The 13,366-nt window shown below is 71.6% G+C and carries 14 protein-coding genes; 6 read left to right on the forward strand and 8 right to left on the reverse strand.

Annotation, left to right across the window (positions count from 1 at the left end):
* Nucleotides 1-233 precede the first annotated feature (233 nt).
* The gene (locus ACZ7CF_RS37580; protein ID WP_470372049.1) at nucleotides 234-551 is read left to right on the forward strand and encodes a hypothetical protein; all 318 of its coding nucleotides are present in this window, start codon (nucleotides 234-236) and stop codon (nucleotides 549-551) included.
* Here ACZ7CF_RS37580 and ACZ7CF_RS37585 read toward each other — a convergent pair.
* A complete protein-coding gene (locus tag ACZ7CF_RS37585; RefSeq protein WP_470372050.1) occupies nucleotides 499-1,026 on the reverse strand; it encodes a DUF2017 family protein in 528 nt (175 codons plus the stop codon). The two genes, ACZ7CF_RS37580 and ACZ7CF_RS37585, sit on opposite strands and share 53 nt — an antisense overlap.
* A 265-nt stretch (nucleotides 1,027-1,291) precedes the next feature.
* Here ACZ7CF_RS37585 and ACZ7CF_RS37590 point away from each other — a divergent pair, with 265 nt between their 5' ends.
* Nucleotides 1,292-1,924, forward strand: coding sequence for a helix-turn-helix transcriptional regulator (locus ACZ7CF_RS37590; RefSeq protein WP_360388266.1), 633 nt, complete (start codon nucleotides 1,292-1,294; stop codon nucleotides 1,922-1,924).
* A gap of 27 nt (nucleotides 1,925-1,951) precedes the next feature.
* Here ACZ7CF_RS37590 and ACZ7CF_RS37595 read toward each other — a convergent pair whose 3' ends face one another.
* From ACZ7CF_RS37595 to ACZ7CF_RS37610, 4 genes are read right to left on the reverse strand one after another with little or no spacing between them, the layout of a single operon-like run.
* Nucleotides 1,952-3,307 carry an NAD(P)/FAD-dependent oxidoreductase gene (locus tag ACZ7CF_RS37595; protein ID WP_458433011.1) on the reverse strand — a complete coding sequence of 452 codons (1,356 nt, stop codon included), beginning with the start codon at nucleotides 3,305-3,307 and terminating at the stop codon, nucleotides 1,952-1,954.
* The gene (locus tag ACZ7CF_RS37600) at nucleotides 3,304-4,782 is read right to left on the reverse strand and encodes an amino acid adenylation domain-containing protein (RefSeq protein ID WP_470372051.1); all 1,479 of its coding nucleotides are present in this window, start codon (nucleotides 4,780-4,782) and stop codon (nucleotides 3,304-3,306) included. The genes ACZ7CF_RS37595 and ACZ7CF_RS37600 overlap by 4 nt, the downstream gene beginning before the upstream one ends.
* Nucleotides 4,779-5,924, reverse strand: coding sequence for an acyl-CoA dehydrogenase family protein (locus ACZ7CF_RS37605; protein ID WP_470372052.1), 1,146 nt, complete (start codon nucleotides 5,922-5,924; stop codon nucleotides 4,779-4,781). Before ACZ7CF_RS37605 ends, ACZ7CF_RS37600 begins: the two co-directional genes overlap by 4 nt.
* Nucleotides 5,925-5,958: 34 nt before the next feature.
* Nucleotides 5,959-7,065: a methyltransferase domain-containing protein gene (locus ACZ7CF_RS37610; protein ID WP_458433009.1), complete on the reverse strand. Its 1,107-nt coding sequence runs from the start codon at nucleotides 7,063-7,065 to the stop codon at nucleotides 5,959-5,961.
* 138 nt (nucleotides 7,066-7,203) lie between these two features.
* Here ACZ7CF_RS37610 and ACZ7CF_RS37615 point away from each other — a divergent pair, with 138 nt between their 5' ends.
* From ACZ7CF_RS37615 to ACZ7CF_RS37625, 3 genes are read left to right on the forward strand one after another with little or no spacing between them, the layout of a single operon-like run.
* A complete protein-coding gene (locus tag ACZ7CF_RS37615; RefSeq protein ID WP_360388278.1) occupies nucleotides 7,204-8,355 on the forward strand; it encodes a cytochrome P450 in 1,152 nt (383 codons plus the stop codon).
* Nucleotides 8,352-9,545 (forward strand): hypothetical protein, encoded by a 1,194-nt coding sequence (locus ACZ7CF_RS37620; protein WP_470372053.1) that lies wholly within the window; start codon nucleotides 8,352-8,354, stop codon nucleotides 9,543-9,545. Before ACZ7CF_RS37615 ends, ACZ7CF_RS37620 begins: the two co-directional genes overlap by 4 nt.
* Nucleotides 9,532-10,407, forward strand: coding sequence for an alpha/beta fold hydrolase (locus tag ACZ7CF_RS37625; RefSeq protein WP_360388283.1), 876 nt, complete (start codon nucleotides 9,532-9,534; stop codon nucleotides 10,405-10,407). The genes ACZ7CF_RS37620 and ACZ7CF_RS37625 overlap by 14 nt, the downstream gene beginning before the upstream one ends.
* On the opposite strand, the gene ACZ7CF_RS37630 is transcribed toward ACZ7CF_RS37625, so the two are convergent.
* Nucleotides 10,385-11,029 (reverse strand): GNAT family N-acetyltransferase, encoded by a 645-nt coding sequence (locus ACZ7CF_RS37630; protein WP_470372054.1) that lies wholly within the window; start codon nucleotides 11,027-11,029, stop codon nucleotides 10,385-10,387. The two genes, ACZ7CF_RS37625 and ACZ7CF_RS37630, sit on opposite strands and share 23 nt — an antisense overlap.
* Nucleotides 11,030-11,106: 77 nt before the next feature.
* Nucleotides 11,107-11,328, reverse strand: a complete 222-nt coding sequence (locus tag ACZ7CF_RS37635; RefSeq protein WP_360388288.1) for a hypothetical protein — start codon at nucleotides 11,326-11,328, stop codon at nucleotides 11,107-11,109.
* 404 nt (nucleotides 11,329-11,732) lie between these two features.
* Here ACZ7CF_RS37635 and ACZ7CF_RS37640 point away from each other — a divergent pair, with 404 nt between their 5' ends.
* Complete coding sequence (locus ACZ7CF_RS37640; RefSeq protein WP_470372055.1) at nucleotides 11,733-12,566, forward strand: L-tyrosine 3-hydroxylase; 834 nt, start codon at nucleotides 11,733-11,735, stop codon at nucleotides 12,564-12,566.
* A 90-nt stretch (nucleotides 12,567-12,656) separates the two neighbouring features.
* Here the strand turns inward: ACZ7CF_RS37640 and ACZ7CF_RS37645 are convergent, their stop codons facing one another.
* Nucleotides 12,657-13,355 carry an O-methyltransferase gene (locus tag ACZ7CF_RS37645; RefSeq protein WP_360388294.1) on the reverse strand — a complete coding sequence of 233 codons (699 nt, stop codon included), beginning with the start codon at nucleotides 13,353-13,355 and terminating at the stop codon, nucleotides 12,657-12,659.
* Nucleotides 13,356-13,366 lie beyond the last annotated feature (11 nt).

The raw sequence follows: 13,366 nt of genomic DNA on the forward strand, positions 1-13,366 counted from the left end.
GGCGCGGAAGCCTGGTTCGGTTGTCCTGTGCGAACACCGCCGATGGCGGCGGTCACCACCGCGATCGGAGAACGGACGTCTGAGCCCGGTGGGGAGAACGGGCACGGCCCTCTGGTGAGGCCACCGGGACCGTGGAGGCGGACTCCGCGCGGATCGACGCCTCGGCACGCGAACGCCTCGCGCGTCTCCCGGAAGCACCTCGACGAGTTCTCCGCTCCGTGAGGTGGACTGACGTGGCGGAGTCGCTCGAAGAAGTGCTGCGCCGGCTCTGTTCTGCACTGCGGAGTGCCGGTGAGGGCCGCGCCGCGCAGGACGTGGGAGAGCTGCAGTTCGCCGTCGCCGCGGCCGCCGAGATGATGGCCGCCTTCGGGCGGGATGACCACGAAGCGGTGGCGTTCCACCTCGACCTGCTCGCCCGTCAGGTGGAAGGCACGCGAAACCCGGGCTTCCGCATCGGTGAGAAGCGAACGGCCAATCGTCCACAACGGACAACGAGTGTCAGCGGCCGATCGTCATCGTCGGGCTGGCGGTGCCGTCCAGCACCGCGCTGAGCCCCGCTGACACCTCGGTCAACCAGGACACCGTCGGCTCGCAGGCGTTGCCGCACACCTCTCCCCGTTCGTCCGCCACCGCGGTGATGATGACGAGGACGAGCCGGATGCAGCCCAGCCAGGCTTCCGCTTCCGCGCGGGAAGCGAGGTGGACGACGCCGGTCGTGGACGACAGCGCGCACCCCATGAGGCGAGCGCGGGACGAGACGTCGCGCAGGCACGTGGCCGCTGAGAGGGAGTGGACCCAGTCGGGTTCCTGCCCTCCGATCTCGGCCAGGAGGATCGCGGTGGCCCTCACGTCGCTGTGCAGCGAGGGGTGCGGCCAGGCCCACCCGTCCGGTGTCGTGTCGAACAGGGCGAGGTGGTGGTCCAGCAACGAGACGAGCCCGTCGGCGTAGCTGCGCAGCACCTCGATCTCGTACCTGCTCAGCACTCCGACGTAGATGGAGTCGCCGCAACGGTCCCAGCTGATCATCGGGACTCCTCCGGGTCGTCGGGTGTTCACCAGGTCGAGTGAGGATGCTCGTCCGACGGCCGGAGGTTCTCGACTTCACCTGGGCTTTCGAGTCCGTTTGGGCATGAACTGTGCGCGAACACCCCTCCCCGGGCCGTGCGGGGGCCACGGTCGCGGACCGGGTGTGATCAGGTGCCGTTTCGGGCGGAACGACCTCGTCGGGGCGTGTCACCGTGGGAGGGGCCCGCCCGAGGAGCTCGGAAGGCCGTCCGGACAACGGAGTTCGATGACCGCGACCTGCTGCGCGGCGAAGGTGGGGATGATGTTCTGGCCGCCTCTCCAGGGCGACCGCGGGGGTTCCGCGTTGGTCGTGAGCGTCGACGCGCACGTCACGTCGTTGGTGGCGGACTCGCTGGACGCGGTGGACGTGCGGGTGGTGCACCCGGCGCCCGGCTTCGAGTCGCTGCGCCGCCTGGTCCTCGACGAACCGCCGGGAAGGCTCGCCCTGGTCGACCTGGCGGCCACCGGGCGGCGGGGTGCACACCTGATCAGGGCGCTGCGCACGCTGGGGTGGAGCAGCGTGCTGGCGGTGGTGCCGCAGCACGACGAACAGGCGCACGCGGCGGTTCTCGACGCGGGCGTGGACGGTGTGCTGGTCCGGCCGGACACCCACCCTGCGCGGGGTGGCTGGGCCGGCCGGGTCCTGTCGGGGGACCTGTGCCCCGGCGACCTGACGGCGCGCGAGGTCGAGGTCATCCGGCTGGTGGCGGCGGGCTGCACCAACAGCGGGGCCGCGAGGCAGCTCGGACTGTCCCCCATGACGGTCAAGTCCCACCTGGAACGCATCGGGAGGAAGCTCGGCACGGGCGACCGGGCGGCGATGGTCCTGCAGGCCCTGCGCCGGGGGCTCATCTGGTGACGTGACGACACCGGGAACGGCCCGCTGTCACCTGCTGTCGATCCACGCCTGCGTCTGCAGCGAGCGGAGGGCGTCGTGCCACGGGTGGTTCGGGTTGTTCTCCACCAGCTCCAGCTTCTCCCGCATCTTGCCGAGCACCGCCGGTTCCTCGTCGTCGTCGAAGAAGTCACCCTGCAGCAACCGGACGAGGTCGAGCCGGTGCTCCGGATCGCGGATGTACGAGCTGAACAGCACGTTGAGCCGGTAGTAGAGGACGATGAAGTTGCGCCACCACTGGGTCGCGTTGCGGCTCTTGCGCTCGAACTCCGCGAACGCGGCCTTGGAGAACCCGGTCGGAGCGGCGGCGATGATGCTGCTCGCCGCGAGCCGTGCGCTGCTGAGCGCGATGCCCACGCCGCTGGAGAAGATCGGGTCGACGAACCGGGCCGCGTCACCGACCAGCACCCACCCGTCGCCGCACAGCTCGCGCATCGAGTAGCTGTAGTCGCCCTCCGCCTTGAACGGGCGCAGCCGCCGTGCCGAGCGGAGTGCCTGCGCCAGCGGCGGGCGCGTGCCCACCCACTCGTCGAAGAACTTCTCCAGGTCGGCGCTCGCGCCGCGCAGGCGCGACTTCTCGGTGACGACGCCGACGCTGGTGACGGTGTCGGAGATGGGGATCTGCCACATCCACGAACCGGCGAACGGCAGGAAGTGGATGATCGTGTAGTCACCGATGCCGGTGGTGCCGCTCGCGGCCTCCCGGTCCAGGCCCTCGAACCAGCTGTGCACGGCGTACTGGTTGAACGCCGGGTCGGGCACCTTGAGCTTCAGCTGGCGGCCGAGCAACGTGCCGCGTCCGCTCGCGTCGACCACCATCGGCGCGCGCACCTCCGACGTGACCCCGTTGTGCCGGTACACCACCCGCTTGGTCTCGCCGTCGAGGTCCACCCGCAGCACCCTGGCCTGCTGGCGCACGACCGCGCCCAGCTCGGCGGCGTGCTCCAGCAGGATCGTGTCGAACCTGGCCCGGTCGACGTGGTAGGTGTAGTCGAACGCCACACCCGTCTGCTCGCGTTCCGCGAACCGGAACTCGACCTGCGGGATGCTGAAGCGGGCCCGCCGGCGCCGTTGCACGCCGTCCGGCAGCGGGAGGTCGTCCGCGGAGGCCGTCCAGGCGGCGCCGTACTTGCGGGCGAAACCGGCCTTGTCGATCTTGTCCAGCACACCGATCTCGTCCAGTGCCACCGTGGACCTCGGCACCAGGGACTCACCCACGTGCTCGCGCGGGAACGAGTCGCCTTCCAGCACGATGCAGCGCATGCCCGCCATCGCCAGGTAGGACGCGGTGGTGGAGCCCGCGGGACCGCCACCGATGATGCACACGTCGTAGACATCCGTTGTCACGGTTGGAGCCTCTCTGAACGGTTGTCCTGCTCGCTCAACGCACGGCGGTCCACCTTGCCGTTGGTCGTCCTGGGCAACCGGCCGGCAGTGCGCACGAGGTCGGGAACGAGGTGGGGAGCGAGCCGCGTCGCCAGGAAGCGCTTGACCTCGCCTGCGCGCAGTGGCTGCCCGGAGCGGGTGCTGACCCACGCGACCAGTCGTGCCAGGTGCCCGGAGCCGGTGACGGTCACCGCGGCCTCGAGGACGTCCGGGTGGGTGTGCAGCACCGCCTCGACCTCACCCGGTTCCACCCGGTAGCCGCGGACCTTCACCATGCCGTCGCGCCGCCCGAGGTACAGGAACCCGCCTTCTGGCAGCCTGCGCACGACGTCACCGGTGGAGTACGGGCCCTTCAACGGCTCATGGCCGAGGTAGCCGGTCATCAGCGTGGGACCGGAGACCACGAGCTCGCCCTCCTCCCCTGGCGCCGCGATGGTGCCGTCCTCGCGCACGGCCCAGATCTCGTCGCCCGCCGCGGCCGTGCCGATCGGGACCGGTTCCGACCGGTCGGCCGGGATGTCCCCGACGCGGTGGCTGGCGCAGACGTTCGTCTCGGTGGGGCCGTAGAAGTTGTGGAGGGCCGCCGACGGCAGGCGTTCGCGCAGGACCCTGAGGTGGGCGACGGGGAACACCTCTCCCGCGAACACCACGGCGCGCAGCGGCAGCCGGGGCACGTCGAGCAGGTGGCCGAACTCCATCATCATCGTCAGCGCGGACGGCACCGAGTACCAGACGGTGATGGCGTGGTCCACGACGAACCGCACGAGGTCCCGCGGGAGCGACAGCTCGGGGACGAGGTGGACCGACGCGCCCGACCGGAACGCCGCGTAGAGGTCGAACACGGAGAGGTCGAACTGCAGCGGCGCGTGGTTGGACAGGCGGTCCGACGGGGTCACCTCCAGCTCGGCGGCCGCCCAGGTGACGAACGCGGAGGCCGCGGAGTGGCTGACGCACACCCCTTTGGGCGTGCCGGTCGAGCCGGACGTGTAGAGCACGTACGCGAGGTCCGCGTCGGGCGAACGCTCCACCGCCGGCCGCGCGGCGGGTCTGGCCGCCCACCCGCTGAGGTCGTCCTCGGCGACCAGCGCGGGCAGGGGTGGCAGCGCGGAGATCCGGCTTCCGGTCGTCACCACGGCGGCGGGCCCGCAGTCGGCGATCAGCGCGGCCACCCGTGCCGGGGGAGCGCTCGGGTCCACCGGGACGTAGGCCGCGCCCAGCCGCAGGACGGCCTGGGTGACCGCGACGGCGAACACCGACTTCGGCACCCACAGCACCACCCTGTCACCCGCCGCCACACCGAGCGATGCCAGCTCGCGTGCGAGCACGTCGGCTCGCACGTCCAGCTCGCGGTAGGTCAGGTCGCCGTCCGGCCCGCACACCGCCAACGCCTCCGGTGTGGCCTTCGCGAAGCCGGAGACGTGCTGTTCGAGCCTCATGACCGCAGCTGCGCCGCGATGATGTCGCGGTGGATCTCGGAGGTGCCGGAGAACATGACCGCGGGAACGGCGTCGGCTATCGCCTGGTCGACTCCTGACCCGGCCATGACGCCCATCGCGCCGTGCAGGTGCACCGCGTCGAGTGCGTTGAGCTTCGCGGCCTCGCTCACCGCCAGCTTCGCGAGGGAGACGTCGAGCGGGGTGGCCTGTCCCCGGTCCCGGCGCCAGCACGCGCGGTACAGCAGCAACCGCGCGCCCTCCAGCCGGAGCTTCATGTCCGCGAGCCGGTGCGCGACGGCCTGGTGCCGCGCGAGCGGACGGCGGAACTGGCGGCGCTCACCGGTGTGCGCGACGGTCGCGGCGAGCTGCCGGTCCATCGCGCCCACGTAGGCGGCGAACAGGCACGTGCGTTCCCAGTCCATCGAACCGGTGAAGATCGCCCGCCCGTCGCCCTCCTCGCCCAGCCGGTTCTCCACCGGCACCACGACGTCGTCGAAGTAGACCGGTGCGAGCGGGGACGAGGCCAGCCCGGTCTTCGGGAGGGGAGCCCCGACCGTGACGCCGGGGGTGTCGCGGGGAACCACGAACGCGCTGATGCCGAGGTAGCCGCTGCTCGGGTCGGTGCTCGCGTACACGACGAACACGTCCGCGAGAGGTGCGTTCGTCACGTAGTTCTTCGTGCCGTTGAGCCGGTAGCGGTCGCCGTCGCGGACAGCGGTCGACCGCATCGCGTACACGTCCGAACCCGCCTCGGACTCGGTGATCGCGTTCGCCGCGACCCACTCGCCCGAGACGAGCCGCGGCAGCACCTCGTCGCACAGCGCCTGCGTTCCGTGCTCGGCGATCGGCATCCCGCACGCGAACGTGTGCGCACACGCCGAGAACACGAACCCCAGGTCGGCATGACCCCTGGCGAAGGCCTCGACGGCGGTGCAGGTGCTCACGGAGTCCAGCCCGAGACCTCCCCACCGTTCGGGAACGCTCAGGCCCAGCAGGCCGAACTCCGCGCAGCGCCGCCACTTCCGCCTGCTGAACCACGGGTCGCCGGAACGGTCGTGCTCGTCGGGTGCGTTGAGCGCCAGGCCGAGCTCGTGGCTGCGCCGGGCGAGCAACGACTGGTCCGGGTCCGGTGCGAAGTCCATGGGCTCCTCGGCCAGGTGAACGGGTGCCGGCAGGTCAGGCGGGCAGCCTGTCCGCCACGATCAGGACGTACTGCAGGACGTTCGACCGGTAGCCGTCGAGGAACGCCTTCTCGACGCCGGTGCTGTGCTCGGACCGGGTGCGCAGCTCCCAGTAGGGGATCGTGTCGGCGTTGAGGACGCTGACGCGGCTGGGCGAGAAACCGGCCGCGGACAGCGCGGCCAGGTACTCGCTGCGCTTGTGCATGCGGGTGCCGTAGTGCGCGTCCACCGCCTCGCAGGCCTCGCTCGTCGGTGCGAGCGTGTCGTTGACGCAGTAGGTGACGCACGCGTACCGCCCGCCGGGCTTGAGCACCCGCGCGAACTCGCTGAACGCGTCGGCCAGCTCGACGTACATCGTCGTCTCGTTGGTGAGGATGCGGTCGAAGTGGCCGTCCGGGAACGCCGTGCGCGTCATGTTCTGCAGGTGGAAGCTCACCTTGTCGGTGCAGCCGTGCCTGGCCGCGAGCTTCGTCGCGAAGTCCACCTGGTACTGCGAGAGCGTGATGCCGTCCGCCCGGCAGCCGAACCTGAGGTGTGCGCTGAACGAACCCCCGCCCCGGCCCGACCCCGCGTCGAGCAACCGCTCGTCCGCGGTCATGGGACCCAGGGCGTCGAGCACGACGTCCATCTGCGCGCACTCCAGGCGGTGCAGCTCGCGGATGATCGCGGCCTCCCGGTCGGGCGCGGTCAGCACGGCGGGGTCGTACTCGCCGAGGCCGTAGTGGTGGTGGACCAGCCCGTCCTCCTCGCCGAGGAGGAGGTTGATGGGGTCGTTCTGCTTCTCGTTCCAGTAACCGGCCACCCACTTCTCGTAGTCGCTGACGATGGCCGCCGGCTCCTCGTCGGGAGCCTGTGCGTGATCGGCGGGCGCGTGGGTGCGGATGAGTTCTCCCATGGCGTGAATGGTCTTCCAGTCCGAGTGCGGCCAACGGCTGAGTGACACGGCGAAGGTCTGCTCAACGTGGACGAGCAGCTCCTCCACGTTGAGCGAGTCGATCAGGCGGTGCTCCAGCAGCGGCGTGTGCTCGTCGAACTCGACGTGCTCGCCTTCGAGGAGGACCTCCGCCACGAAGTCCTTGATCGCGCGTTCCACATCGTCCACTGCGGACCCCCGGGGTTCGGTGCTGATGGGACACATGGTCATCCTCGTCCGGTGGGTCGGCGGGACCGGTTGACCGGAAGGGCAGCCAACTCTGCCCTGGACGACGACCGCGGTGGCGGTGAAGATCTGCGGGTGGGTGTGGAAGAGGATCGCGACGTGTGGCGGGAGCTCCGCCGGACCTGTCCGGTGCGCGAGGAGACCAGCCAGGGCGGGGTGCCGTTCCGGTCGTTCTACCGCCATGCGGACTGCCAGACGATCCTGCGTGATCCCGTTCTGTTCAGCTCCACCTCGGGCACCCTGCTCACCTCGGTGGGCACACCCGACCCGCTCGGTGGGCACACGTTGGCGACGACCGACCCGCCGCGGCACGCCGCCCTGCGCAGACCGTCCACACGCGCGCTGGGTCCGGTGGCCGTGCGGGCGCACGCCGACGGCATCGACCGCGGTGTGCGGGAACTGCTGCAACCGGTGCTCGCCGGAGGTGTCCACGACCTGGCCGTCGTCCTGCGCCGGCTGCCGATGGTCGCCGCCGGGCCGATGCTCGGCCTGCCGGAGAAGTCGTGGGAGATGGCGGTGTCCGCCTCGACCGCGACCATCGCGCCGCACGACCCGCTGCACGCCGACGGCGACGGGACCGAGACGGTGCTGCGGGCGAGCACCCGGTTGTTCGGTGCCATCAGGGAAGCGCTGACCACGTCGCTGACGATGCCGCACACGTTGCCGGGGACGTTGTCGGAGGTCTCGGTCGAAGGGTCCGCCCTCACACGCCGCCAGGTCATGGCGAACGTCCACAGCGCACTGATCGGGGGCACCACCGCCACGCTGAGCACGGCGCTGCACCTCCTGCTGCACCTCGCGCGGACACCGGAGCTGTGGCGGGAGGTGGTCGAGGACCGCTCGCTGGTGCCGGGACTGGTGGACGAGGCAGCGCGCTGGAGCACCCCGGCACGTCAGCTGGTCCGCCGGGTCACCGCTGACGCGGAGCTGGCCGGTGCGCACCTGCGCGCGGGGGACTGGGTCGTCGCCTGGCTCGCGTCGGCGAACCAGGACGAGACCGTGTTCGCCGACCCGGACCGGTTCGACCCCCGGCGCGCACCGAACCCGCACCTGGCGTTCGGGCTCGGTCCGCACTTCTGCGTCGGCGCGGCGGCCGGTCGCACCCTGCTCGCCGCACTGGTGGGCGAACTGGCCGACAGCGGTGTCCGGTTCGAGCTCGCCGGTCCGCCCCGCCACCTCGTGTCCACTGTGGTCAACGGGATCACGGGCCTGCCGATGAGGTTCAGCCGATGAGCACGACGTGCGCCGACCTCGCCGACGCCGCCGTGCGCGGGCTGTGCCGGGCCAGCGGTCTCACCGACCTCGCCGACCGGGCAGCAGCGGACGTGCGGCTCATGGGCGAGTCGTGGGGACACCGCTCACCCGGCACGCCGCCCGCCTGGTCGACGCTCACCGCCGACAGCACACCGCTGGAGCTCTCCGTCGTGCTCGGCGACCGGCCGCTCGGGCTGCGCGCCTCGGTCGAGGCGCAGGCCGAACCCGGAAGCCCGCTGTCCTACTGGGAGAGCGCCCTCCGGCTCAGCGAGCGCCTGTCCTCCGTCCACGGCCTCGACCTGCGCAGGCTGCGGCAGATCGAGCACCTGGTGGCACCACGGCCGGCCGATCGTCCGCCGATGGCGGCCTTCCACACCCTGGGGTGGGTTCCGGGAAGGCCACCGGAGGGCAAGATCCACCTGTGGCTGGCCGGTGGCGGCCGGTCGGCCACGGCCGAGCGGACCGACGCGGTGCTCACCGCACTGGGGTTCCCCGGTCAGTGGAAGGTCGTCGCGGACGTGATGGACGACGACGACACCGTGTCCTACCTGTGCCTCGACCTCGCCGCGGGACCGTCGGCGAGGACGAAGCTCTACGTGCAGCACCGCGGGTCCCTCACACCGGACCGGCTCGCCCGCTGGGACCGGCTCGGGCCGTCGGCCGAGCTGGACGACGGCCCCACGATGGCCCGGATCGCGGCCAGGGCCTGGGAACGGTCGGCCTGGCGGCAGGACGTGCCGTCGCGCACCCGCCTCGAATGGCGCTCCAACCACCGCCGTTTCTGGTCGTACGGGACGTACGTCTCGTTCCTGCCGGGGCGCGCCCGCCCGATCGAGTCCGTCATGCACCAGTTCGGGCTCACCCCGCGCAGCCGCTCGGACGCCGAGGCGCAGTGGATGGTCAGGGAGGTGCTCGACGCCTACGACGTGTCACCGGAAAGCCGTGCGGCCTACGAGCGGTGCGCCCAGTTCTTCCTGGGCGGTGACGCGAGCGGCGAGATGTACGCGCACTCCTTCCTCAGCGCACAGCGTTCCGCCGACGGTCCGGCGCGCGTCGCGGTGTACTTCAACCCCCGCATGTTCTTCCGGCGCCACGGTCTGTCCAACGGCGACCTCGCGCTGGCAGAACGGTTCCACGGGGGCGGCGGAGCCGGCCGTGGCGATCGCTGAACGAACGGGCACGCTCCGGGTCGACGGCGCGGACATCAGCTTCACCGTCCGCGGTGGTGGTCCGCCGGTCCTGGTGCTGCCCAGTGGCGGCAGTGACGCGCACAGCGCCGCCCCGCTGGCGGTCCGGCTCGCCGCAACGCACTCCGTGCTGACGTACGACCGGCGCGGGCAGAGCCGCACCTCGGTCGCCGACCCGCTGCGCCCGGTGCCGATCGAGCAGCACGCCGAGGACGTGGCGGCGCTGGCCGCGCACGTCTACGGGGACACCCCGGTCGCGGTGTTCGGGTGCAGCACCGGCGCGGTCATCGGTCTGGAGCTGGCGCGGCAGCGACCGGAGCGGGTGAGCGTGCTCGTCGCCCACGAACCCCCGCTGCGGTGTCTCGCCAACGCGGCGGAACGCGTCGAGTTCGACGCGCTGCACGACGAGGTTCGGCGGGTCCACGGGAAGTCGGGCTGGCGCAGGGCAGCGAGGCTGCTGCACGTCGGCTTCGGCGCGGAGGCGCGCGACCCGCTCGACCGGGAGCCGGACGTCGGCTGGGAACCGCCCAGCAGGCGGACGATCGCCAACATCGACTCGTTCCTCGCCGTCGAGGCGGGCATGACGTGGGCCTACCGGATCGGCGAGGAGGGCTGGGCCGCCCTGCGGTCCGGCACGGCGAGGGTGCGGCCGGCGGTCGGAACGGTGAGCTCGGCGTTCCTGCGCCGCACCACGGTCAGACTGGCCGACGTGCTCGGGGAGGACCTCGCCGTCCTGCCCGGCGGCCACGAGGGGTTCCTGACCCATCCCGCAGGGGTCGCCTCGGCGGTGCGCGCGCTGGTGACCGCGCCGGACGACCGCGTCAGCACGCCACTCCCACGGTGATGACCCCGCACGACGGGTCACGGCTGATCTCCGGCAGGGGCATGCGCAGGCCGGGGTCGCGCACTCCGTACAGCCCACCGGGGTAGCGGTTGCGGACGAACGGCAGTCCCGCGCCGTCGGCGCCGAGGTGTGCGGCGCAGGAGCGGACGGCCGTGGCGACGCCGGGGTGGTGCAGCGTCCGCAGTGGACGGTCGGACGTCAGGTCCGGGAGGACCGTGCGGAACTCGGCCGCCATCATCCGGCACACCGCCGGGTTGCGCGTGACCGTGGCGACGGCGCTCGCCCCGGTGGTGTCCACGAACTCGCGGAAGCACCGCGTTCCCAGCCCTCCCCGCTGGTGAGCGGGTGCGATCGCCCGGCCCTCGACGACCCACAGCCCCTGCTCTCGTCCGGGGACGTCCAGCCGGTCGAACAGGCCGAAGCCCACGATCTCGCCGTCGACCCGCAGGATCTGCGCGAGCGCCGCCTTGGCGAACCGGTCGGCGACCTGGTGCCTCATCACGGTTTCGGGCTGGGCGAAAGCGCCGGCGCCGATGCCGGCCAGCACCTCGGCGTGGCGGCGGAAGAACGCCGCGGGATCGTCCGGCCACTCGATCCGGAGGTCTTCCACCGAGCTGGTCATGAGGGCTTCCAACCGGTGCGGGCGTGCCAGAGCCGAACCGGCTCTGGCACGCCCGCGGACAGGGCGGTCAGGGAGAACTACCGGGGCTGGACCCAGAGACCGACCTGCCTGGAGTTGGCGTAGCCCTGGTACCTGCACGTGTCGTACCAGCGACCCTGGGCGACACCCTGCTTGCAGGCCTTGACCGCCGCGTTGTGGCTGGGGTAAACGCCTGCGAACGACGCGGCGTGCGCGGCCGGGGCGACCACCACGAGCGACGCGCACGTGAGTGCGGCGCCGGCGATCAGCTTCTTCACCATGCTGTTCCTCTCGAAAAGTCCATGAGCGTGCCCAGGTGGGGCGATGTGTCGCACAGCCTGGCGAACAGACGTGGTGGTGCCAAGGGAAAGCCGACGACAAGGGCATTGGGCGCACACTTGATTTCCTTTACGCCCACGGGTAATGGCGCGCACCCGTCCTCGTCCCGGACGGTGGAACGCGCACTTCCGCCGTTGCCGCACAGCAGGTTTCGATGGCTCCACCGGCGACGACGGGAGGGCGCGACCAGCCGGCACACCAGGCGTTCCGCCGGTCGGGACATCTCCGTCATCGGGCCAAGAAGGCGATTGACCATGTGCGCACAAAGCATTTCCCCTCTGTCCGGGTGTCGGTGCGTCGGTGTTCCGCTCACCGCGAACCCGCCCGACGGACTCCGGACCGCCTGATGACGACCGCGTGGGAGCGACCGCTCGGGCTCGACGTCCTGTGCCTGCCGATGCCCGGCGATCCGCTGGCCGAGCCGGACCCCGTCTTCGAAGCCGGTCCGGTGGCGCCGAAGTTGTCCGCGCCCGTCGCGAGGGTGGCGGCCGACGACGCGGATCGGGCGTTCTACCGCTGGATGATCGGCCACCACGTGACGTTCGGCGTGTGGCGCATGCTCGCGGACCTGCTCGCCGACGCGGGACGAACCGGCGGCCTGTCCGAGGCCGGCACGGCACGGGCGGCGTGGTGGTACGACTGCTACAGCGCGCTGCTGCTCTACGCGGGCAGCTGCACCCCGGAGGTCTACGCCCGGTCCATCCGCCCGCGGATGGCCGCGAAGCACCCGGCCTTCAGCGGCCTGTGGGCCCGCGACCACGAGCGGGTGGCCAGCCTGCTCGGCACGCTGAGCGTGCCCCGCGACGGCGTGCTCAAGCGAGCGCTCAAGCGCAACCGCCTCGTGCACATGACCGTGGCGCAGATGCTGGTGCCCGAGGGGGCCTCGCTGTTCAAGGGCCACGGAGGCCGCGCGGGCAACGACATCACGGACGCCGAACGCGACCTGTTCGACGAGTTCTTCCTGGTGCACCGCGGAGTGGTCACGCAAGCGGGCTTCACCGCCGCGATGCTGACGCGGCTGGACGCGATCCGGGACGACCTCGCCGCTGACCCGGTCGACGCGCGGGCCGAGGTGTTCGCCCTCCTGCCGACCGGCCTCCCCGGCATGGTCGACGAGCTGATCGCCGTCGTCGCCGGGCCCCTGCCGGCCGAGGCACCCGTCGGGGCCGCACTGCCGTGACCGTCCCTGCCGTCCTCGTGACAGCAGAATCGAGCTGACCGACTCGGTCAGCTCGATTCTCGTGCCCGCGCTCAAACCGTCCTGGTCAGCTCACCGCCGGTACCCGGCGGGCAGTTTCCGCGCGATGGTCAGCCCGTCGGCCAGCGGCAGCATGACCGCCTGCACCCGGTCGTCGGCCCGCACGTGCTCGTTGAACGCGCGGATCGCGGCGGCGTTGCCCTCGGAGTGGGCGCTGGTCGCCTCACCCGCGTACAGCACGTTGTCGGCGATGATCAGCCCGTTGTCGACGACCCGCGGCAGCAGCTGCTCCCAGTACCCGATGTAGCCGACCTTGTCCGCGTCGATGAACACGAGGTCCACGGCCGGCTCCGGGGGCAGCCGGTCCAGCAGGTCGGCCGCCGGGCCGATGTGCTGGCGGATGCGGTCGGCGAACCCGGCCTCCTGCCACGCCCGGCGCGCGGTCGGCGCCCACCGGTCGGTGATGTCGTAGGTGTCGATGGTGCCGTCCGCCGGCATGCCCCTGGCGAAGGCGAGCGCGGAGTAGCCGGTGAACGTGCCGACCTCGACGATCCGGCGCGCCCCGCTCGCAGCGGCGAGCAGGGTGAACAGCACCGCCTGCTCGTGGGCGATCTGCATCTCGGCGACCTGGCCGAGGGCGGTCGTGGCGTCGATCAGCCACCGCTGCACCGGCACCGGTTGCTCGGTGCAGGCGAGGACGTAGTCGAGGATCTCGGGGGTCAACCGGATCCGCTTGTCCACCTGGGTCGTGCCGTTCAGGGTCACGCTCATGCCAGACCTCC

Source organism: Lentzea sp. NPDC036955, from assembly GCF_055608005.1.